The organism is Acidithiobacillus sp. YTS05 (assembly GCF_024396695.1).
Lineage (GTDB): Bacteria > Pseudomonadota > Gammaproteobacteria > Acidithiobacillales > Acidithiobacillaceae > Igneacidithiobacillus > Igneacidithiobacillus copahuensis.
The window spans coordinates 1,272,812-1,295,064 of record NZ_CP094359.1 but is presented as its reverse complement, the minus strand read 5'-3'; the positions used below and the strand labels follow the sequence as shown (position 1 = coordinate 1,295,064).

General features: G+C 55.9%; 18 protein-coding genes and 1 tRNA gene. 10 read left to right on the top strand and 9 right to left on the bottom strand.

Going from position 1 to position 22,253, the window contains the following annotated elements:
* Window positions 1-35 precede the first annotated feature (35 nt).
* Window positions 36-470, top strand: coding sequence for a Fur family transcriptional regulator (locus MQE22_RS06430; protein WP_226827747.1), 435 nt, complete (start codon window positions 36-38; stop codon window positions 468-470).
* A 62-nt stretch (window positions 471-532) separates the two neighbouring features.
* Here MQE22_RS06430 and MQE22_RS06425 read toward each other — a convergent pair whose 3' ends face one another.
* From MQE22_RS06425 to MQE22_RS06415, 3 genes are all read right to left on the bottom strand, one after another.
* Entirely contained in the window at window positions 533-775 is a 243-nt protein-coding gene (locus tag MQE22_RS06425; RefSeq protein ID WP_215871785.1) for an HP1242/YdcH family protein, read from the bottom strand.
* 157 nt (window positions 776-932) lie between these two features.
* Window positions 933-2,024 carry a TQO small subunit DoxD gene (locus MQE22_RS06420; protein WP_215871786.1) on the bottom strand — a complete coding sequence of 364 codons (1,092 nt, stop codon included), beginning with the start codon at window positions 2,022-2,024 and terminating at the stop codon, window positions 933-935.
* A gap of 30 nt (window positions 2,025-2,054) precedes the next feature.
* Window positions 2,055-3,548 carry an outer membrane protein assembly factor BamB family protein gene (locus MQE22_RS06415; RefSeq protein WP_215871787.1) on the bottom strand — a complete coding sequence of 498 codons (1,494 nt, stop codon included), beginning with the start codon at window positions 3,546-3,548 and terminating at the stop codon, window positions 2,055-2,057.
* A gap of 319 nt (window positions 3,549-3,867) precedes the next feature.
* Here MQE22_RS06415 and MQE22_RS06410 point away from each other — a divergent pair, with 319 nt between their 5' ends.
* Window positions 3,868-4,875, top strand: a complete 1,008-nt coding sequence (locus MQE22_RS06410) for a tyrosine-type recombinase/integrase (protein ID WP_215871788.1) — start codon at window positions 3,868-3,870, stop codon at window positions 4,873-4,875.
* 925 nt (window positions 4,876-5,800) lie between these two features.
* Window positions 5,801-6,616, top strand: a complete 816-nt coding sequence (locus MQE22_RS06405) for a hypothetical protein (RefSeq protein ID WP_215871789.1) — start codon at window positions 5,801-5,803, stop codon at window positions 6,614-6,616.
* Window positions 6,617-6,943: 327 nt separating this feature from the next.
* Here MQE22_RS06405 and MQE22_RS06400 read toward each other — a convergent pair.
* Window positions 6,944-7,020 (bottom strand) — tRNA-Arg (locus MQE22_RS06400).
* 37 nt (window positions 7,021-7,057) lie between these two features.
* The gene (locus tag MQE22_RS06395; RefSeq protein WP_215885790.1) at window positions 7,058-7,825 is read right to left on the bottom strand and encodes a pseudouridine synthase; all 768 of its coding nucleotides are present in this window, start codon (window positions 7,823-7,825) and stop codon (window positions 7,058-7,060) included.
* A 26-nt stretch (window positions 7,826-7,851) separates the two neighbouring features.
* Here MQE22_RS06395 and MQE22_RS06390 point away from each other — a divergent pair, with 26 nt between their 5' ends.
* A complete protein-coding gene (locus MQE22_RS06390) occupies window positions 7,852-8,163 on the top strand; it encodes an encapsulin-associated ferritin-like protein (protein WP_215871238.1) in 312 nt (103 codons plus the stop codon).
* Here MQE22_RS06390 and hemW read toward each other — a convergent pair.
* A complete protein-coding gene (gene hemW, locus MQE22_RS06385) occupies window positions 8,133-9,329 on the bottom strand; it encodes a radical SAM family heme chaperone HemW (RefSeq protein ID WP_215871239.1) in 1,197 nt (398 codons plus the stop codon). The two genes, MQE22_RS06390 and hemW, sit on opposite strands and share 31 nt — an antisense overlap.
* Window positions 9,330-9,351: 22 nt before the next feature.
* Between hemW and MQE22_RS06380 the strand changes: the two genes are divergently transcribed.
* From MQE22_RS06380 to MQE22_RS06360, 5 genes are all read left to right on the top strand, one after another.
* Window positions 9,352-9,909, top strand: a complete 558-nt coding sequence (locus tag MQE22_RS06380; protein ID WP_215871240.1) for an LON peptidase substrate-binding domain-containing protein — start codon at window positions 9,352-9,354, stop codon at window positions 9,907-9,909.
* Between the two features lie 69 nt (window positions 9,910-9,978).
* On the top strand, window positions 9,979-11,166 hold the full coding sequence (locus tag MQE22_RS06375) for a pyridoxal phosphate-dependent aminotransferase (protein WP_215871241.1): 1,188 nt from the start codon (window positions 9,979-9,981) through the stop codon (window positions 11,164-11,166).
* A gap of 57 nt (window positions 11,167-11,223) precedes the next feature.
* Window positions 11,224-12,711 carry a TolC family protein gene (locus MQE22_RS06370; RefSeq protein ID WP_255790260.1) on the top strand — a complete coding sequence of 496 codons (1,488 nt, stop codon included), beginning with the start codon at window positions 11,224-11,226 and terminating at the stop codon, window positions 12,709-12,711.
* Window positions 12,712-12,713: 2 nt separating this feature from the next.
* Window positions 12,714-13,802 carry an efflux RND transporter periplasmic adaptor subunit gene (locus MQE22_RS06365; protein WP_226827167.1) on the top strand — a complete coding sequence of 363 codons (1,089 nt, stop codon included), beginning with the start codon at window positions 12,714-12,716 and terminating at the stop codon, window positions 13,800-13,802.
* Window positions 13,799-16,897 carry an efflux RND transporter permease subunit gene (locus tag MQE22_RS06360; protein WP_215871243.1) on the top strand — a complete coding sequence of 1,033 codons (3,099 nt, stop codon included), beginning with the start codon at window positions 13,799-13,801 and terminating at the stop codon, window positions 16,895-16,897. Before MQE22_RS06365 ends, MQE22_RS06360 begins: the two co-directional genes overlap by 4 nt.
* Window positions 16,898-16,914: 17 nt before the next feature.
* Here MQE22_RS06360 and MQE22_RS06355 read toward each other — a convergent pair whose 3' ends face one another.
* Entirely contained in the window at window positions 16,915-19,632 is a 2,718-nt protein-coding gene (locus tag MQE22_RS06355) for a bifunctional diguanylate cyclase/phosphodiesterase (protein ID WP_215871244.1), read from the bottom strand.
* A gap of 296 nt (window positions 19,633-19,928) precedes the next feature.
* Here MQE22_RS06355 and MQE22_RS06350 point away from each other — a divergent pair, with 296 nt between their 5' ends.
* Window positions 19,929-20,324 carry an SCP-2 sterol transfer family protein gene (locus tag MQE22_RS06350; RefSeq protein ID WP_215871245.1) on the top strand — a complete coding sequence of 132 codons (396 nt, stop codon included), beginning with the start codon at window positions 19,929-19,931 and terminating at the stop codon, window positions 20,322-20,324.
* 57 nt (window positions 20,325-20,381) lie between these two features.
* Here the strand turns inward: MQE22_RS06350 and MQE22_RS06345 are convergent, their stop codons facing one another.
* Both MQE22_RS06345 and MQE22_RS06340 read right to left on the bottom strand, forming a co-directional pair.
* On the bottom strand, window positions 20,382-21,233 hold the full coding sequence (locus tag MQE22_RS06345; RefSeq protein ID WP_215871246.1) for a tetratricopeptide repeat protein: 852 nt from the start codon (window positions 21,231-21,233) through the stop codon (window positions 20,382-20,384).
* A gap of 69 nt (window positions 21,234-21,302) precedes the next feature.
* The gene (locus MQE22_RS06340) at window positions 21,303-21,842 is read right to left on the bottom strand and encodes a hypothetical protein (RefSeq protein WP_226827164.1); all 540 of its coding nucleotides are present in this window, start codon (window positions 21,840-21,842) and stop codon (window positions 21,303-21,305) included.
* Window positions 21,843-22,253: the final 411 nt, after the last annotated feature.

The following is a 22,253-nucleotide window of genomic DNA, read 5'->3' as shown; positions in this document are numbered from 1 at the left end:
TTTTGTATTGGGACAAGCACATGAGCAAGGGACCTATGAACAAACAAGAAGTTTTGGAAACCCTGCGGGATGCAGGAGTGAACCCGACCAGTCAACGGGTGGAGATCGGGTACATCCTGTTTGCCGAGCATGCCCACCTCTCTGCCGAAGAAATTATGCAGCGTGTGAACGCGGATTATGCCGTCGTATCCAAAGCCACGGTCTACAATACCCTGGGCCTGTTTGCGCAACACGGGTTGGTTCGGGAGGTCATTGTGGAGCCCGGAAAGGTCTTCTACGACTCCAATGTTGCACCGCACCACCATTTTTATTACGTCGACACTGGCGATCTGATGGATATCCCTGCCCAGCACCTTCGGCTGGCGCAGCAACCTCAGCTGCCGGAGGACACAGAGCTGGAAGAAGTCGACATCGTATTGCGCGTACGCAAGCGCAAACCGATGTCAGAAGGCTCGCGTCTGCGGCAATAAGGCCATTGCTTTCTTCCGCGGTTTAGATCATGCGGTAGCCAGGAAAGATCCCTGAGCTCGGTTCAGGGATCTAGTCTCGCCATCTGATAGACCTCATCCTTGATGGCCAAGCGCTTTTTCTTCAGCTCTTCCAAAGAGGTGCTCCCTGAGGCAGCGTCACTCCGTTCGATGTGCTCGATCTCCAGAGTGACTGATCTAAACTCGTTCAGCAACTTCTCGAAGTGTGGAGATTCTTCCCTGAGCGCTTGCATTTTCTCGGTCAATTCTGGAAATTCCGACAATAGATCCTGGTGTTCTGCTTCCATAATCGCTCCTGTACCTATCGGCTTCAATCAGTATATCTGAACGCTGGGCCTGGATGAAGGCCGGAAACCATATTCAGAGCAAAGAGACGGCAGCAGTCTATCGCTGGTCTGTGCTTGGCGCCCCGAGGGCGGGACGCCAAAATAGAGAAAACTCCGTTCACCCTTCTATCTGACCGGAAACAGACATGGTTTTTCCATTGATGGTCAGGATCTGTAATTGGTACGGCCCGGCACTGGTGCCAAGGAAGCCGGAGGAATCACTGACCGGCAGATGCACGGTAGCAGCAGCTCCAAGCCCTGCTTTCAGGCCCAATATTGGGTCAGGACGGATCTGCTGATAGGCGTAGTCATTGTCGATTTCCTTAGCAGCCAGGTGTGATAGCTGTTTACCATCCCATATCTCTACAACTTTTCCGGCATAATTTAACAAACGGGCCGAGATGATATGAGCCGGGACCGAAGCCGTACCCGCGTTCACATACATATGAACCGTAACACTCCCATCGGGCGCAATCTGCAGGTTCCGCATTTGCACGTGATGTACCTTGACCCCCGTGGGGTCGCCGTGAAAGGGGGTGATGACAGAGCCACGATAGTAGGAATAGGTCGCCACGATAAAGATGACGGCAATCCAGAACAGCGTCAGGGCCAGTTTTTTGAAGGCAAGATCCGATAAGGGTAAAGGCTCACTTCCGCCCAACCAGCGAAACCATCCCTTGGTTGCGAGCGCGGGTTTGGTTTTCAATAGCCAATTGTCGATGGAATACGCCCCACCACCGACCAGAAAAAGAGCAATACCCATACCGAAGTTGGACGCCGCCATTGTCCATTCATCGATACAGGTAGCCCCCTGCCAGCCAAAAAGCAGCATCAGAGTGAACGACAAACCAAGCGTCAGAAGCGCAGCGAGACGAGTGAGAAAGCCAGAGATCAACATCAGCCCGGAAACTAATTCCACGGCGCTGAAGATAATGACTCCGGCATACAGTAAAACAAAATGGTGCAGAAGAAAGGAAATGAGATGGCTAGTGCCAAGGATCGCACCCGGCATGGCGGTTTGGAATTTGTATGCCATCCAATGACCAGCCGGATTAATTTTTTGTGGACCATAGATGAAGCGGCGAGAACCACCACCCCAATATATCCACCCTTGAACAAACCGCACTGCCAGCATCCCAATGGCCATTATCCGCCACAAGTGCTTGCTCTCAGTGACTTGCTGACTACTGCTTTGCATTGTAGTTGCCATATATACCTCGAAGTAGAGATCAATCTCGTGTTAGCTAAACTGCGGATTCACATCCTTCACCGGTACCGCATTTACCCAGTCCCAGGAGTTTCCTAGATACATGGTACCGCCAACAATCGTGGGGTTCACGATACCAAAGCGTCCCCCTACGTGATAACTATGGATGAGATGACCGTTATCAGGATTCACCGCGTAGATATCCGGCCCAGTGGAGATATACAGCGTTCCCTGATAGTAGGTAGGCGCTCCCCGACCGGCACCCGCTGGACCAGGATTCGGTACTTTCCATGTCCATTTTACCTGACCGGTGTGCAGATCAATTGCGGCATAATCAGACGTTACGGGACTACCGACGTATACCATATTATCGTGGATCATCGGCACACCACCTTTGAATGCGGGAATTTTTGGACCGCGGCCCAGATTATCGGTCCACAAAACCTGTCCAGTCTTGCCATTAAAGGCCCGCACAATGGTTTCCATGGTTGGTTTTCCGTCGACGACTTTTGCGTTTGCGACAGTATCCATTACCACAATGCCATCTGCGGCTGCGGGAGAGACATCCCCCATTCCAGTATTCACCGCCCCCGGGATTTCTCCTTTCCAGATTACTTTACCAGAATGGATATCCAGACTATACAGACCGGGAATCACAGACATTGAGACATATACTCGTCCATCCATGACTACTGGACTGGACATATTGGCAATGCCACCGACATGGGTTTTCCAATCCTCCTTACCATTCGCAGAAGATATCCTGTAGATATTCCCGTCGCCGGTACTGATGAAGAGGGAGTGGTCTGCGTATGCAGGCGTTGGCATTGCATCTCCGGCAGTCTTGAAGCTCCATTCCAGCTTTCCCGTCTTCCGATTTAGACAGAACACACCGTTGTAACTGATATCCTTTCCGCGACCGGCCTTTTCTGGATTCCTCTTGTACTCCATGACGTTTGCGAAATTGAAAGAAACGCTGCCAGCGGATAGGAAAACACGATTTCCAACCACTAGAGGATTCCCCATGAGAGTGTTGGCAACCGGGCTAGTCCGCCAAATCAATTTTCCCGTTTTTGCATTGATGGCATAGGCGAACATATCATCGCTTTCAGCGTAGACAACACCGCGTACTACTGATACGCCCAGAGCATTACCATAAAACTGGGTCTGAACGGGCAACGCCTCTTTCAACCCATCCACTTTCTCACCATAGGGATGGTCGTCATTAAGGGGCCAGGCACGGGCTTCCGGAAAATTCCAGCGAACTCCTTGACGGATCCACTCTGGTGCATTCTTCGCTATCGGAAAGGCCGCATTGTGGTCCGGATTACCGTAGGCATGGGTCCAAGAATCTGGTCCCACTTGATCCACCTGAATCGGAGCATTCTGCGGCAGATATAGCGTCGCAAACGGGCTCTGCGGATCCATTGCATTGTGTGTCGGATCGAGGGGAATCGTGCCAGCAAACGCACCGGCGGGCGTCCAGGCTGCTATTGCTACGGCTACATAGATTTGTTTTGCATTCATAGTCAACTCCTATCTGAAGTAATTTAAAACGTGCTTTTACCTGTATAATTAGACTATGATAATATTATGTTATATCATAGATAAATGTAAAAGCTGATGTAATAGTAGACACCAAACCCATATCTATCAACCTATTATTTGTAATAATATGCAACAAAGTTACAGTATGTTACAAAATACTACAGACCCACCATAACGGATAGAGATTTCTTGTGCACAAGACCTGGTAGCAACAATTTTTGAGAATTACTTGGTGTTGAGATAAAAACACGGAAAAGCCATCATCGTCGACAACCCTGTCGGCGTTTTGCGGAAACGCATGTATCGATTCGAACGGCGCAAGGGACATCTGGAACCCCATCAAATTGCAGCATGGTGGAGCGCCACCGGTGAACTGCAAGACCACGCGAGGGACTATCTGCGCTGCCTGTTGCTGACCGGCCTTCGCGCTAACGAAGCATTACGCCTGCGCTGGTGCGACGTAGACCTTGAGGGCCGAATCCTGGCAGTGCGAGCGACCAAAAACGGATCAGATCACACGTTGCCGGTGGGCGAATGGTTGACCACCATGATAGCTTATCGACCGCGCCATGATGCTTTTGTGTTCTCGGGTCCGCGTGGGCGACCGACCAACATGCGGTATGCAACGCAAATGGTATGCGCTGCGACCGGCCTGGACATTGGCCGCCATGATCTGCGGAGAACTTTTCTCACTGTGGCCGATGCAGTGGACGTGCCCTATTACGCGCTAAAAGCGCTGGCTAACCACCGGACGGGCGACATTACCGCCGTGTACATTCAGTACGGCGTCGAGCGGCTACGGCGACCCATGCAGGCCATCGAGAACTTCATCTTGCGTGCCGCCGGTGCCCGTGCTGGTGCAGAAATTGTCGAGTTCGACGGAGTTCGAAAGTCCTCACCCCGGAGCATGGCTCGCGTCCTTGGCATCTCTCTGTCGGTGTTCTACGCAGCCATCCGCGAAGAACGTGACGCGGCACGCTGCGAGGGCCTGCCGATTGGGGATCAGAACGACTATCGGCCATTCATCGATGAGAATGAAAAAGCTCGCTGCGGTGCAAGGACAAGAACTGGAGCGCCATGCAAAGCCCAGGGCATCGGGAAAGGCCATCGGTGCAAGAATCATGGCGGCATGATTACAGGACCACGGATCGAGGCAGGAAAGGCGCGGATCGCAGAAGCCGCGCGGCGGCGTGCTAAAAAACCTGACTTTTGCTTCATGCATCATGGAGTCTCACATCCACCGGAGGGACTTTTGGCAGTTGTACATGCGCGTGCATCATGGGCTTTCTGTTCCTCGTGCGCGTAAAGCGACTGCCTATACAACAACCCCGCCTGCGCCGCGAAAATCGCTCAGAGGGCAAATCTGGGGCAGGAAACGGCATCCACACACAGCAACCGCTGTCCCCATCCCCAGGCCATTCGTCTGGGGCTTTTTTGTCCCTGCCATCGTGGTGGCTGAGTCGCTTATGAATAAAATTCACGTGGCACGATCTATGCGCTTATAGTGCAAGGTCTGTACCACGTGAAATCATTCACACGCTATGACCGAGCGGAAATAGCAACCGCGCACGTGTGCAGCTGGTATCAGTCTTTCAGGCGGGAAGACTGATCTGCCGCATTCCCTCACGTGCGCGCCCGGCTGGGCAAAAAGCTCTTTGAGACTCCAAGGGCTTTTTTCGAGCTGGTGCCATTGAACCCAGACTATCCCACGTTGCGATCCGACGTGGAGCGCCTATATATCTCCGGCGTCATGACTGAGCATCATTGAGCATCGACGTTATCGGGGGAAATAGCAAAGAAATGGACGAAGCTGGCAGTTTTGGGCCTGATGCTCATGTCTCCTGCGGCTTGGGCTTCTCAATGGTGGATCTTGGACTTCGGCACGCAGAGATGCGAGAGCGCCACCAACGTAGCCGCCCGGAGGCAAGCTCCAGAATTTCGAAGCCCTTTGGCGTTGCGCGACTTCATGCGATCGACGCCGGAAGCGCAAATCCTTCTCGGGTATAAGGGGGTGCGAGTCACCCATTTAGGTGACGGGCGTCTCTTGGTAGTCCTGCGGATGAGTCATGGGAACATGAATTACTTTAATTCCCTGACTGCGTGCGAGGCTGTGAAGAAAGCAGCGATTGAGGACGGCAATATGCCCAACCTCAACGAGCTGCGATGACCTAGCTTGCACCCCTCATGATTTCGCCTAAAAACACCTTGCCACCCTCAAGGAGCAGTCTCGTATGAAGAAAATCGTTTTAACCGTCGCAGCCTTGGCCGCGATCCCTTCAATCTCCATGGCAGATGACATGGTTGGCTCTTTTGGGCAGACCGAGAACCTGCTGGGTCTGTACGGTCAGTTTGTCAGCACGCCATCATCCGTGTCCGCATCTATTCCAGGCGCGTCCGCTTCTGCTTCTGGCAGCCAGACGGTGGGAGGCATGGGCGTTTTCGCCAACGGCATCAATGGACAGCTCTGGTTCGTGCATCTAGGCTTTAATTACGGCTTCGGTGCGCCTCTGTCCGGCGGCAGCGGCTCCGTGGTATCCGTTTTGGGGAACGCCTCGGCCAGCTACCACGCCAAAACCTACGGGCACTCGCTCCAGTTTAACGCCCGCGCAGGCAAGCTCTTCCAAGTCTCGCCCACGATTGCGGTTGGTCCCTACATCGCCTACCAGTACGCGGATTTCTACATTGGCTACGATGGACTCGGAACCGTCAAGTATGGCAATAACGGGTTGGGCGGAGGCGTTGAAGTGGCAACCAATACCGGAGGCCCATTCGACGTTTCAGCACATGCTGGATATTTGGCAGGCCTCAGCTCGACAGCAACCGCAACCTACCAAGGCAACTCCTATGGCGCTGAAAACCCTCCTGCATCCGGCATCTTCCAGTTGGGCGCAAAGGGCGTCTATGCGTTCTCGGATGATTTCAGCGCCTTCGCGGGCGTGAACTATGACCGCTACCACGCCACCTACAGCTATGCGCCCTATCAGCTCGCCGCCGCTGCTACGATCAACGAGGTGCGCGGCATGGTCGGCCTGGCGTACCACTACTGATGACCGACGACTGCCTGCACGAGGTAGTCGCTACCCCATTCCTGGCCGTTGGGCATCTGGTGATCATAACAGGGAATGCCGAGGTCTTCGGAGGTCGGTAAATCAGTGTTTGAGTCTCCAGCACTGATATTTTTTCCTGTTCCATCCGTTCCACGCCACCTCCCCCGCTACTGCGCCAGATCGCATTCCTTGGCCAGCCTGATCTGGGCGCAGGAGGTAATCGCCAGCGCCTTCCGATCTGATGCCGGCTTTCTCGCTGGTACTTACATAGTGCTTACACGAAAAAAATATGGCACTTAGGAGACTGACCTAAGCGCCTGTTTTATTTGGCGCGCTCGGAGAGATTCGAACTCCCGACCTACTGATTCGTAGTCAGTTGCTCTATCCGGCTGAGCTACGAGCGCTGCGAGGGACGAAGAATACCGATCATGCGGCGGCGAGTCAATCCACCCTGGCGGACGCTTTTTCCATCAGACCACGGATCTCTTGCGCAGAAAGCTCTCGCCACTCACCCGGGCGCAGGGTGCCGAGCTCCAGTGTGCCGATGGCAATTCGAATCAATCGCAGCACTATGCGGCCCTGGTTGTCTAGCAGGCGGCGAATCTGCCGGTTACGACCTTCGATCAGCATGAATTCGAGCCACTGAGTCTTTCCCCCACAGCGGATTTCGCGGATGTCCATGGGACGGTATTGCACACCTTCGATCTGCGGACCCGCTGCGAGGGTCGCGATCTGCTCTGCGGCAAGAGGAGGACGGATCTGCACATGATAGCGCTTGGGAAGATGGCTTTCCGGATCGAGCAGGGTCTGTGCCCAGGCGGGGTCATTGGTAAGCAGTAGCACGCCGCTACTCGCCTGATCCAGACGCCCTACAGGAGCTAACCAGCCGTCTCCGGGGATAAGTTCGTAGATCGTCCGGCGTCCCTGCGTGTCGCTTCGGGTTACGAGATAGCCGTGGGGTTTATGCAGGAGGAGGACGCGGCGCTCTGGCGCCGCTACCAAGGCTCCGTCGACTGTGATCGCAGCTTGATGCAAAAGAAAACCCTGCTCAGGATCGGTAATGATTTCTCCAGCCACGCTCACCCGTCCCGCGCGCACCCATTCTGCCGCCGTGGTACGGGAACAGAGCCCACGCTTGGACAGAATCCGCGCCAAGCCAAAGCGCCGCCCTGGTCTTGGGCGTTGCCCGCGGCTATGCTTAGGAGGCATTCACAGACACCGAACGGAGACAAGCCATGGCCCACGAAAGCCTGCATGAACCCCTGGAAAAATTGAGCCCGGATACCCTGGATATCCACCGCGCCATCAGCTCCCTGATGGAAGAGTTCGAGGCCGTCGACTGGTACCAACAGCGCGCCGATGCCTGCCAAGACCCCGCACTCAAAGCCGTATTAGCCCATAACCGCGACGAGGAAATCGAGCATGCGGCCATGGTGCTGGAATGGCTGCGGCGTAAGCTGCCGCGCCTCGACAAGGAGCTGCGCGAGTACCTCTTTACCGAAGGCTCCATTACGGGTCATGAAGCCGAGACAATGGGGCGCGACTGAATTGTGCGCGCCTTGGGCAGAAACTGGCGACAGAGTTGATTGAGCCAGTTCAATCCCAGAGGCGTGGGGCGCCAGTGGCGCCCTTCCCGCCGCATCAATCCATCCCGCTGAGCTTGGCGCAGACGTGCCTCTACCAACAGGAAGCTGATTCCCGTTCGCTCCTCGAACAACTCTTCGTCAAATCCCTCCAATAAACGCAAGGCGTTGAGAAAAAATTCGAAGGGTCTCTCCTCCGTTGGCACCCAATGTTCCTCGGCCAATTGCCCTTCCCCTCGCAGCGCTGCGGCCATATAACTCTCTGGACGTGGCGCCTTGCGGCTACGCCAGATGCCCTGCCCCGGCAAGGTGATCTTTTCGTGTGCGCCCGCGCCAATGCCCAGATAATCACCATACAACCAGTAATTTCGATTGTGCCGGCACTGTCGGCCAGAGCGTGCGTGCGCCGATACCTCGTAGCGCTGCAATCCGGCGGCGGCCAGTTCGCTGCGTAGCACTTCCTCCATTTCGGCAGCCGAGTCCGGGTCGGGCAACTGCGCGGGAATTTGCGTGGCGAATGGGGTACCTGGCTCCAGGGTCAGTTGGTAGAGGGACAGATGGGGAGGCTGATGGGCCAGCGCAGCGCGCAGGTCTCGCTGCGCGGCGACAAGATCCTGAGCCGGCAAGGCAAAAATCAGATCCAGATTCCAATTGTCGAAGCCGGCGTTTTGTAGCGCCTCGATGGCTAGATGCGCGGCACGGGCGTCGTGTATCCGGCCCAAGGCTTGCAAAAAACGATCATCAAAGGATTGCACGCCAAGCGACAAGCGATTGATTCCCGCATCGCGAAATCCCTGAAATGCGGCTGCATCCACGGCGCCGGGGTTGGCTTCCAGACTGATTTCCACCTGCGGCGCCAAACGCAGGCGAGCGCGAATGGCGCAGAGCAGACGATCCAGAGATACGGCGGGAAAGAGGCTTGGCGTGCCGCCGCCAAAAAAGATAGTGTGCACTTGGCGTCCCCAAACGCGCGGGAGTTCGCGCTCCAGATCGACGATCAGGGCATCGACATACCGCTCCGCGGGAAACTCTGCCGCAGCGTAGGAGTTGAAATCACAGTATGGGCATTTGGCTTTGCACCAGGGAAGATGCACATACAAGGAAAGGGGAGCTACACTAAGTTCAGGCATGATGGCTTCACAGGGGCAGACGATGACGGCGCAGCAAGATGCGCAGGAATGGATTGACCTATTTTTACTCAGTTCGGTGCTTTTTCCCAATGCCCGAATGGGTCTGCGGATCTTCGAGCCGCGCTACCTGGACATGGTGAGTCGCGCCATGCGCAGCGGCAAACCTTTTGGCATCTGCCTGGCCGAGGCAGAGTCGGCGCCGGTGCCGGTAGGTACCCTGGCGAAGATCATCGACTGGAACAGTGAAAATGGCCTTTTGCTTCTGGAAATCGAGGGCATGCAGCGCTTCACCGTGCAGGAGTGGGAGCAGGCCAATGATATCACGATTGGACGCGTCCACCTGTGGCCGGAGGAGCCCACGCTTCCCCTCGCCTTCGAGCATGACTGGCTGAGACCCATCCTGCAGCAGATCACCGAAGACCCAGCGGCGCAGAATCTGGATGCCAGTCGTGCAGGCATGATTCTCGCTCAGGCGCTTCCAGTCCGGGCAGCGGAAAAACAACAACTGCTGCTGCTGCAGGATCCTCTGGAGCGCCTGCGGCGAATTGCCAGCATCTTGCACAAGCAAGCCACTAGCTGATGCGGTTGCTTTTCCCCAGCCACGGCTTACAATTTGGCCCTTTTCTACGCTTCCCTTGAGGACTGTGCAGTGGATATTCGCCTTTCCAGCCGCGTTTCGACGGTTCGCCCCTCCCCTACCCTGGCGGTTACCGCCCGCGCCGCAGAACTGAAGCGGCAGGGAAAAGACATTGTCAGTCTGGGCGCTGGTGAGCCGGACTTTGATACGCCAGGACCCATCAAAGACGCCGCGAAGGCGGCACTGGATCGTGGCTTCACCAAGTATACGGCGGTCGGTGGCACCCCCGAGCTGAAGGCAGTAGTTGCGGCCAAATTCGCTCGGGATAATGGGCTGGAATTTCGTGCCAGCCAGATCCTGGTTTCCGTCGGCGGCAAGCAAAGTTTTTTCAATCTCTGTCAGGCCCTGCTCAACCCCGGAGATGAGGTGATCATCCCGGCACCCTATTGGGTATCGTATCCCGATATGGTCCTGCTGGCCGAAGCGCGTCCGGTGATACTGGATACGGATATCGACGTGCAGTTCAAGATTTCTGCGGAGCAACTGGCTGCAGCAATCACCCCGCGCACACGTCTGTTGGTGCTCAACAGTCCGTCCAATCCCTCGGGGATGGCGTACAGCAGAGCGGAATTGGCCGCCCTTGGAGAGGTTCTGCGGGCCCATCCAGAGGTTCTCATCGCCAGCGACGACATGTACGAAAAGATCCTCTTCGGTGATGCGCCATTCGTGAACATCGCGAATGCCTGCCCCGACCTGCTTCCGCGTTGTATCATCATGAATGGCGTTTCCAAGGCCTACGCCATGACCGGCTGGCGCATTGGCTATTGTGCTGGACCCTCGGCGCTGATCGCTGCCATGGAAACCGTGCAGTCGCAGAGCACCTCCAATCCGTGTTCCATTGCCCAGGCAGCGGCCCAGTCGGCCCTGGAGAGTGGCGATACCCTTCTTACCCCCATGCTACAGGCCTTCGCGCGACGCCATCAGTATGTGTATGACCGGTTGCGTACCCTCCCCGGCGTTGCTGTTTTGCCATCCTCTGGTACGTTTTATAGCTTTCCCAACGTGCAGGGAGTGATGCAGAGCCGGGGCATCGATTCCGATCTGCAGTTAGCCGAGCAGCTTTTGGAGGCTGGAGTTGCCGTGGTTCCCGGCAGCGCCTTTGGTAGCCCCGGCCATCTGCGGCTCTCCTTTGCCACCAGTGACGAAAATCTGCGCCTGGCTCTGGACCGCATCGGCGGGTATATTACCGCGCCTGCATAGACGCCTCCGATCCTAAGTGCTACCTTGGCGCAACTCATCGCGCAAGGTATCCGGTCGGTGAAAAACAACCCCCGCAAGGCATTATCGCTGCGCTTTTGCGCCCTGCAGATCGTCTGTTCGATCGTGGCCGTCGGTGGTCCTGCGACTGCCCTCTCCGCCCCGCTTGATCTGCTCTGGCAGGACCCTTTCGATACGCAGGGGTACAGCGTGCCCCTGGGCAAGACATGGACAGGCGCACCGAGCAGTCTGCCGCAAGCAAGGCTGCCAGCTGCAAAACCCATCAGGAAACCGCAAAGCCTGGCAGCCCTCACCGCTTACGCTTTGGCACACAATCCACAGACGCGGGTCGCCTGGGAAAATCTACGGGCTTCGGCTGCAGGAGTAGGTGCAGCAGACGCCGCCTTCCTGCCCAGCTTATCGCTATCTGCCAATGGCATACGTTCACAAAGCAATACCACGGCCGGTTTTGCTATTCCAGTTCTGAACAGTAGTTCGGAGAGTCTCAGCCTGACCTGGGTATTGTATGAATTTGGGCTGCGCGCGGCGCAACGCGACAATGCTCTGGCGCAGCTCTACCTCAACGGCTTTGAAAACAATCAGGCATTGAGTCAGGTTGCATTGACGGTAACGCAGGACTATTACCAGTTCATCGGCCAAAAGGCGCTGGTGCAATCCTATACACAGACCGTTCGGGAAGATCGCGCCAATCTCGATGCCGCTCAACTCAAACAGAAGTCGGGTATGGCGACCATTGCGGACGTGCTGCAAGCGAAATCAGCGCTGGCTCAAGCGGTTGCGCAACTGCTTTCGGCGCGGGCGACGCTGCGCTCCGATCAATCGGCTTTGGCGGCGAGTTGCGGGTTACCGCCCAATAATTCCATCCCGGTGGCTCCGCTCGATGTCGATCAATTACCTCCGAGCATCACCCCCAGCATGGCGCAGCTTGTGCATCGCGCGGTGCACAATAATCCACTGGTACAAGAGGCTGCAGCCCGAATTCTGGCAGCCCGTGCCACGGTGCGGGAGGATGCGGCGCAAGGTCTGCCGAGTCTGGCATTTTCGATGAGCGCCGGTAAGCGCTTCCAAAACAATTTGCAGCCCTCGGAAAACTGGGCGCTCGGCTTTACCCTCAAGGTACCACTCTTTACCGGCTTTCAGCAGAGTTACGCGATTCAGGAGGCGCAACGACAGGAGCGGAGCGCGCAGGCAAGCCTGAGTCAGGAGGCGCAAAGCATCGCCTTGACCGTGGGGCAGGATTATCAGACCGTCTTGGGTGCTCGCGAAGCTGCGCGTGCCTCACAGATCGCCGTGGAAAGTGCCAAGGCATCCCTTGCGGCCATTCGCGCGCAGTACAGGGTTGGGTTGGCTACCATGCTCAATCTGCTTTCTGCGCAGGCGACTCTGACCACTGCCGAGCAGACTCGCGTGCAGGATATCACCACCGCCTATACGCAGCTGGCCAATCTGGCCAACGCCCTGGGGTTGATCGGCCTCCCGCGAAACGTGACGAAACTTCCAACCCTGGCCGCAGGCTCCAAGGAATGACCATGGATATAAGGATCAGATTTCTGCTTCTGGTGATTGTCGGCCTGGCCTTGGCTGGCTGCGGCCACCAGGCGAAACGCCAACCGCCACCAGTAGTCGTAAGCAGCACGGTGGTGCAGCGCGGTGACTTGCCGCTGAAGGTGCAAACCCTGGGGCAAGCACAGGCCTCCCACTCGGTCACCATTGTGCCGCAAGTGAGCGGAATCCTGCAGAAAGTTGCCATCCACTCGGGCGAACAGGTGCAGAAAGGGCAACTGCTCTTTGTCATCGATCCCTCGACGGCCGCAGCGCAGGTAGCGCAGGACGAGGCCAATCTGCAAGGCGAGAAGGCGCAGGAACGTTACGATCGTCAGCAGGTAGAGGCGTATCAGCCCCTATTGGAAAAAGAGTACGTGACCCGTCAGACTTTTGAGCAGGCCCAGTCGCAGGCGCAAAGTGCAGCCGCCAGCATTGCGGCCGATCGCGCGGCGTTGCAAGCCGCACAAATCAACCTGCGCCACACGCAGATCTATGCTCCCATCAGCGGCGTGGTCGGCCTGGTGCAGACCCGCGCGGGCAACCTGGTGACTGCCAACAACACCCAGCTCCTCACCATCCAGCAAACCCACCCCATGCTTGTCCAATTCAGTTTGCCGGAGAAATATCTCGGCGATTTGCGCCAGGCACTGGCGGGGAAGACTGGAACCGTGCAGATCTGGGATGAAAACCACCACAAAATTCTTGCGACTGGCAGACTGACGGCCATCGACAACACCGTCAACGCCGCCTCGGCAACGGTTACCGCGCGGGCTACGGTGCCCAACCAAAACCAGCTCTTGTGGCCGGGGGAGTATGTGCAGGTCGAATATATCGCCAAGACCCTGCAGGACGTCGCGGTCCTTCCGGCGACTGCCCTGCAGCAGGGCGTTTCCGGGCCCTACGTTTACCATATCGTAAAGGGTAAGGCGCAGATGCAGGCGGTGGATTTTCTCGGTCAGGATGGCAATCGAGTAGCGGTCAAAGCCAAGAACCTGGTTGGTGAGCAGGTGGTGATTGGCGCGCCTGCGCGTCTCCACCCCGGTATGGCAGTCCAGACGCAAAACGCACAATGAATCTCTCTGCCCCCTTCATTCGCCGTCCCGTCGCCACCACTGTTCTGGCCCTGGCATTTGCCCTTCTTGGCCTGGTAGCCTACCTGCAATTGCCGACGGCGCTGCTGCCGAATGTCAGCTTCCCAATGGTGATGGTGACGGCGCAGCTACCAGGCGCCAGCCCCAAAACCATGGCCAGCGCTGTGGCAACGCCACTGGAGCGCCAATTTGCCAGTATTCCTGGCATCAATTCGATGAGCGCGGTAAGCGAAAATGGGGTGGTCCAGATCACCCTGCAATTCAATCTGAGCACATCGGTGTTGGGCGCAACGCAGGAGGTATCCAATGCCGTCGCGCAGGCACAGCATCTTCTCCCGCCGGGAATGCCGCAGCCGCCGACGGTCCGGCAAATGAACCCTTCGGCACAGCCGATTTTTTACATGGGGATGTCGGCGCGCAACATGCCCTTATATACCCTTGATAAATATGCGCAGACCAAGGTAGCGACAGCACTTTCGGGGATCGCAGGGGTCTCCAATGTGCAGATCTACGGTGCTCAAACCTATGCCGTGCGCATCTATCTCAACCCTTACGCCCTCTCCGCCCGCGGTCTGAGCCTGCAGGCAGTACAGACGGCCATCGGCAACGCCAATGTCAACCTGCCCGGCGGTACGCTGGATACGGGTCCGCAGGCCTTCGCCACCCGCGTACATGGCCAGCTGCACGATGCCGCCGCCTTCAACCACCTCGTCCTTGCCTATGCCGGCGGTCAGGCGGTTCCACTGGATGCCGTGGGCAAGGCACGCAACAGTACCGAGGACAACCAGCAGGAGACCTGGATCAACAAAACGCCTGGTATCGTCCTCGCCGTGGTACGGCAACCGGGCAGCAATACCGTGGCGATCTCGGACCAGATCCGTACGCTACTGCCCAAACTGCAGGCAGAAATGCCGGGAGGGATACAAGTAAAGCCAGTGTTTGATCTGGCCGACTACGTGCGCGCCGCCATTCAGGAGGTCTTGCTGACCCTGCTGATCGCCTCGTTTCTGGTTGCCGGAGTCATGTGGCTTTTTCTGCGTCGTCCCTCGGCGACCCTGATCGGCGCAGTGGCCATCCCCCTCTCGCTGCTGGGTAGTTTTTTAGGGATGCGGCTACTGGGCTTCAGCCTGAATACCCTGACCCTGCTGGCCCTTACCCTCGCGGTAGGCTTTGTAGTGGATGATGCCGTAGTGATGTTGGAAAATATCAATCGTCATATCGATCGCGGTGAGACGGGAAGCACCGCGGCCTTGCACGGTAGCCAGGAAATCAGCTTTACCGTGCTCTCCATGACGATCTCTCTGGCCATCATTTTTCTGCCGCTGATCTTTCTGGGCGGCTTTGTCGGACATCTGTTTGCCGATTTCGGCATCAGCATTGCCATGGTGATCCTCATTTCCGGGGCCGTGGCGTTGACCGTCACTCCCATGCTCTGCAGTCGGTATCTCAAGCCCAACCATGCGCATGCGCTGGCGGGGGTACACGACCCCGATCTCCTGCCCGAGGATGGCTGGTTTCAACGCCTCTTCAAGCGTAGTCGCGACGGCTATGTCGCCAGTCTGGAGACTGCGTTGCGGCACCGCAACTGGATGCTCTTCCTGGCGTTTCTTTTTCTGCTCGGGAGTCTCGGCATGGCCGCGTTGGTGCACAAGGCCTTTCTGCCGTCCCAGAATGCCGGCTTCATCAATGCCAACATTGAGTATCCCTCCAACATGACCTTCGCCGAGATCGTGCAGGAGCAGGGACAAATCGCGCGAGTCGTGAAGGCAAACGACAAGATCCAGTCGGTGGTCTCCTCGGCGGGCCAGGGTCCGGGGGGCTTTGGCAACCGTAGTACAGGCCATATGTTCATCCATATCAAGAATGGCTATGCCCCCCAAACGCCCGAGATCATCAGCGCGCTCAACCGAGCGAGTAAACCGTTTCACAACGTCCAGATCGTCTATCAAGGCCCGCAGAGTGGCAGTTCGGGAACGGCGAGTGGTAACGGGAGTGTGGTCTATGAGCTGGTGGGCGGCAGCTGGGCGGAGCTGCATACCGCCACCCGCAAGATGACGGCAGCCCTGCGCCAACTTCCCGAGCTTCGCAACGTCAACAGCAGCCTGCAAAATGACAGTCCTCAGATCAGCATACAAATTCATCGCGCCCGGGCCACAGCACTGGGAGTCACCCCGGAAGCTATCGAGAAGACCTTAGGGCTGGCCTTCGGTGGGCAGGAAGTGGGGACCATCTACGGTGCCAGCGATCAATATGAAGTGATCCTGGAGTTGCAGCCGCAATACCAGCAAGACATCAATGCCTTGTCTACTTTGAGCGTACCGGGAGCTGGGGGTAGCCTGGTACCATTGTCGGCCGTGGCTGGATTTCGCTACAGTGCAGCACCAGAAAATCTCATGCAGCACGATGGGCAACCTTCGACCACGATCTCGTTCAACCTGGCGCCTGGCGCCTCCCTGGGGAGTGTGGTGCCGACCATTGAAAAAACCGCAAAGGCGGTGCTGCCAGCAGGAATTGTCGGCGAATTTGGTGGCAATGCCCGGCAGTTTCAGTCCGCATTCCAAAGCCTGCCCTTCCTGCTCCTGGCCACGATTTTGCTGATTTATGTGGTGCTGGCGATTCTCTATGAACATTTTCTGCATCCGCTGACCATTCTCACCGCCCTCCCTCTCGCTGCCTTCGGAGCACTATTTTCACTGTGGATTTTTGGGCTGCCGTTAGATCTGTATAGCTTTATCGGTATCATCATGTTACTGGGCCTGGTGAAGAAAAATGGTATCATTCTCGTGGATTTTGCCGTCAGCCGACGGCGCGACGGGGCATCCGCACAGGAAGCCATCATCGATGCCTGCCGCATTCGCTATCGTCCCATCATGATGACTACCTTCGCCGCCATCCTCGGGGTCTTGCCCATCGCCATTGGATTTGGCGCCGGCGCAGATAGCCGCGTGCCACTGGGCGTAGCCGTGGTCGGCGGCCTGATCTTTTCCCAGTTTCTGACTCTGTACATTACCCCGGCGTTTTATTTATGGTTTGATCGCTGGGGGACAAGCAGAACCAGGCGGATACTTGCAGAGTGAGCAGATGCTTAGTTATTTCACGAGCTCAGAAGGTCAGCGGGGACTTCCCAATTTTCGAACTCTTGGGCAGGCATGGGTCGGGAAAATAAATACCCCTGATAGGCAGAGCAGTTAAGTTGCTGTAGTGCCTTGAGTTGCTCTTTCGTTTCCACTCCCTCGGCAACCACGGACAAATTGAGCATTTCTCCGACATAGATGATTCCTGAAACAATCGCGTAATCTTTTGGGTCGCGCAAGATGTCACGAATAAAACTTTGGTCAATCTTCAAGGAACTGACGGGAAGCTGCTGAAGGTAGCTCAACGAAGCATTTCCCGTCCCAAAATCATCCAGGGCCAGGGAGCAACCCAAGGCCTGACATTCGGTCAGTACTTGGCGCGCACGTTCGAAATGCAGCATGGGCGCAGTTTCCGTAATTTCCAGCACAAGATTATTGCGTAACTCAACACTGTACTCGCCCAAAGCCACTTCCAGATCCTCCAAAAATTTGGGATCGAGCAGATATTGTGCGCTGATGTTGATAGAAATCTTTGGCCGGAAACCGCTATCCAACCAACGTTGCAGTTGGTCCAATGTCCGATGAAGAACAAAACGTCCGACTCGCGCAGCTAGCTGCGGGTGGTCAAGAGCCTCGCTGAAATCGCGTGGTCCGAGCAAACCGCGCAGAGGATGCTGTAAGCGCAGCAATACTTCTGCGCCCAAAAATCCATCAAACTGATGCACGATAGGCTGGAAGTACAGTTGCAAATGCCCTTCAACGAGGGCAGATTCCATGATCCGCAAGCTTTCGATCTGCCGCCCCTGCTGGTCTTCCATTTCCTTGGTAAAAATCGATAGGGCATTGCCACCTCGGTCCTTACTGGCATAGAGGGCGAGGTCTGCGTGGCGCATCAATTCCGCACTACTCTCGGCATCATCCAACGGATACACCGTCAATCCTAGGCTGGCATGCACGGTGCGTTGCTCACCCCCCAGCTCCACGGGAAGAGTTATCATCTTCAATATTCGGCGAGCAATTTGTTCGGCCTGGCCGATACTTCTCACGTCACTAATAAAAAATGAGAACTCGTCCCCCCCGAAGCGACAGAGCATATCGCCATCACGGAGTTCTGCACGCAGGCGTTCGGCAACATGCCTCAATAGATCATCACCGGCAGCGTGACCTAAGCGATCGTTTATCAGCTTGAAGTCATCCAGATCGAGAAAAGCGATGATCAGCAATAATTCACTGCGTTTAGCTTTGCGCATCGCTTGCTCCAGGTGCTCCTGAAACAGCACACGATTGGGAAGTCCGGTGAGCAGATCATGCGTAGCCTGATAGGATAACCGGGTTAGGAGTTCATGTTTCTCGCTGACGTCATGGAATACGAGAACCGTACCCAAAACTTTGCCAGAACGATCCCGAATAGGCGCTGCCGAGTCTTCGATACTTCGGCGCTGGCCCTGCCGGTCGATCAAAATCGTATGGTTGGCCAACCCCACGATTCTCCCCTCGGTTAAGGCTCTCTCAGCAGGGTTGGCGACGGGGCGACCATCGGCCTCGCTAACAATCGAGAAGACCTGCGTGATCGGTTTGCCAAGAGCCTCTGCCAGGGTCCAACCGGTCATCGACTGGGCGATCGGATTCATGTTGGCCACCAGTCCGTTGCAATCGGTACTGATGACGCCATCACCAATCGAGCTCAAGGTCACTTCCGCATGTTCCTTGGCCTCCCAGATTTCCTTCTCGGCTGTCCTACGTTCCAGCTCCCGGGAGCGATTTACGCGCGCCAGATATCGGTAGAGAAAGAAACTCAGAAACAGTAACAGCAAGGCCCCTGCCGTCGGCCAACGCATTGATCTCCACCAGCTGGTCGCAAGAATGGATCTCCCGACACACTGCCCAGCGATGAGATGGTATTCACCAATTGGCTGTGCCGCGCACATGCGCCATCCATGCGCCGCGGAACTGTAGCCAGAGAAGGTCCTGGCAAAGCTAGTGATCTCCATGAGCCAGTGCTTTACGACGGTTCCGGTTTGTACTCCAGCGTAGTCTACTTTCGGGGAGTACGGATATCGGCTCAACAACATGCCATCCGACCGCAACAAAAACGAATCGCCCTGGTGCAACAGGTGGAGGCCCGACCAGGCAGGGAATAAACCTCCGTAGAGGGGAATCCAGGCGATCAAAAGCGAGGTTTGCCCGGAGCGCTCGGAAACGCGCTGAAAAACCGGGAATCCCCAGCGAGAAGCAGCGGTTGCAACCGAAGAGTCTGGTAACAACGGACCGATACAAAATGCTTTATCATGAAGGCAGCGTTGCAGGGCCATAATCTGCGCAGGTGTCCAAGTGCGGGACTGCGACGAAGTCGCCGACTGCCATAGCTGACGCAAGAAAGCCGAATTTTCTCCAGCAACAAGGACATTCTTTGCGGAAAAAAAGCCGACAGAGCGGATCGGCGCTAGACGAATCAGGGGCTGCAAGAACCTAGCGTTGGGGGTGGTTGAATTGGCGATTTGCATCGCGACGAGGGAGAGACTTGAATCGATGCCAGACAATTGCAGTTTGGATGTTCGTGCCAACGAGAAGGCGTTTTCCTGTAAAACTCTCCCCTGTTCTGCATTGACTACATCCCAAGTGATGACGGCGAGGATCAGCCAAGCGAAGAGGATGAGTAGAGCAATGAGCAACCACGCCGCTCGCAACCATCTGTCGGTGTAGCCTTCGGCCGAGCGCCTGGCTTTGCTCCACTGCATTGATGCGGACTCGGCGTTTTGCATAGAGACAGCTTCGATTGATGTAGACTGTGTCTGTTATAACGAATGTGCCCGAAAAAGTCCAAAGTTCTGGGCGAAAATCGGAGGCCTACAATTGTTGCACTATCTGCCGGACTGTTGCAGAAAAACGAGGGCGCAACATCCTCTCGCGCAAAGAATAACATAAGCAATTGTTTGTGTTACTCATATTATTGATCTCAGCATGGCATCAATCGTGCTTTCAAGGCTGGCGAGGCTATTCGGCCTCAGCATCAACAGCACAGGAGAGACAGAGTATGGCAGAATTATTTTCCCCCGAGTGGATGGAAAGGTTTGCAGCAGAGTGGAACAAGGAGCCGGATCTGGCGGGTGCCCTGTCGCAAATTGATTTTGCGTCGAACATTGCCTATGGCTTTGTCGAAGAAGAAGGACCGCGGGGCTTTTTACAAGTGGTGAATGGCCAGGCAGTTGGAGCGGGTGTGTATCAAGGGCAGCCCGTCAATTGGGATATTCGCGCCAGTGTGGATCAATGGATGAAGTGGATTTCCAGTCCTCCTGGCATGACGGGACTGGGTATGGCCTTTACCACAGGCAAAATCAAGTTCAAGGTAGGTGATTACAAAAGCATGTTGAAAGACCCCCGTATGGCCGGTCCTTTTGTAAAAAGCTTTTCCGTCATGGGATGCGTCTAGCGAGTAGAAAAGAGGGCAGAGCATGCTCTGCCCCTGCGTTAGCCATCTGTATTTTCGTTACTGCGTAGGGGTATCCGCTCCGTAACCGTCATCCTGTGGACTGTGTGATAGGGCCACTTGCACCTTCTGCGCCATTACGGGATCAAGGGCGCCCAGTGCGGGAATGAGACTGGCAGCCCGTTGTTCCTGACCCTGTTGAATCAGCAGCAGAGCCGCACGTTCAAAGTTTTCTGCGGCCTTCTCCCGTTGGCCGTTCATGTAGTACACATTGCCCAATTCGCCATAGGCAAAGGCTGCATCTGGTACCTTTTTGATCAACTCCTCATATTGGCTGATAGCAGCGGGAATGTCGTGGTGCCAATAAGCTGCCCGCGCCGACATCAACTCTCGTTGCTGATCCGCACTCAATTTCGGAGCTGGCTCTGCGGTCGCCATCCCGGGGGCAGCGATGGGGGCGACTTGAAGAGTTTTCTGTGGCGGCGGCTGCACGGATTTTTTCCCTGACATATCAGCTTGGTTAGCTGTGATTCCCCAGATAAACAAGATGATAATGATGATCACCAACAGAAAAACCAGCGCCGGCCAGGAAAACACCCGACTGGCGACGCTTTTCTTGGGTTGCCGAGGGGGTAAGGGCGGATAACTACTTCCACCGCCAGGTGGCGTTGTTCCCGCCCCGCCTGCATTGAGGCTGGGAGCACTGGTACCCGAGCCCGTGGCATTCGGCGGCGTCGTCCCGATATTTGCATTCATCTGCGGCGGCGTCGTGTCAGAGGCGCTTTCGGTTTCCGCCTTGATCACGGGCGCAGAGTCCTCCTCGCTCGCCGGAGGGGAAGCATCCGCTTCCAGTACGTTGGAAGAAGGCTCTGCAGGCGTTTCTGCAACGAGCTCATCATCTTTCTTCGTCATAGGTATCTCCAAATTATTCATTGCACCGAAATTCGCCATACCGTCTGCCGATATGGCGCGGGACCTGCTTTACCGATATCCGTAGCCGTAGCCATCATAGGGGTTGTACGCTGGTCCATAGCCGTAGGGACCTGCAGGTGGCGCATAGTTCTGGGCCCGCTGCGGATACTGCGGAGCCGGTCGCGGCACCGGGTATCCACCGCCATAGGCTGGGTAGGGCGAACGCGGTTGGTATTGGGGATAAGCCGGCGGATAGTTGTTGTAGCCGTAACCGTCGTCGTACCCGTTTCCATAGGCCCCACCATAATAGCCATTGTAGCCTTGCCCGTACCCGCCATAGCGGCCACTGTCAAAGTTCATGGGTCCCCCATGGGGCGCATTGAAGCTCATCGTGCCCATGTCCCACGGGCCGCTATTGCCGGTGAAGGGGCCACCGTAGCTGCTGAAGGGTCCGCTGTTCCCCCAGAAAGGATTGCTGTAGCCATCTCCCCAGGGAGAACCTCCCCACGGGCCCCAAGCAAAGGCAGGTGCCGCCACCAATAACGCCGACACCCCGGCTACCGCAACTGAGCCCATAATCCAACCCTTTTTCTGAATCAACGTTTTCATCGACGCACTCCTTACACATTCTGAATTTGAAACCGTGCGGATTACCTATATAGCGGAAGTCCTAACGGAACCTGGCAATCCATGTAGGAGATTACCTACTTCTTGAAAAGCAGATTTCATGCCACTTAATAACCATTTGATAGTAATAGATTTATACAAATATTTCGCAAAGCGCCTCTGCAACAGAAAAAACCAAGACATAAACATTTCAATAGCTTGCGTATTTCGTACTTGTTGCAGGCGTTGCAGTGATCACCTCTGGACATCCAAAGGGGTGCCAGAAGCCAATTGCTATCATGATAATCATGGCGTTATAGCAAATGATGCAGATTTCACCGCAACGCAACAGTGATCATGCAACAGTCCAACCCTCTGTTTTACCTATTGTATCCCTGCTTTTATCGCAACACT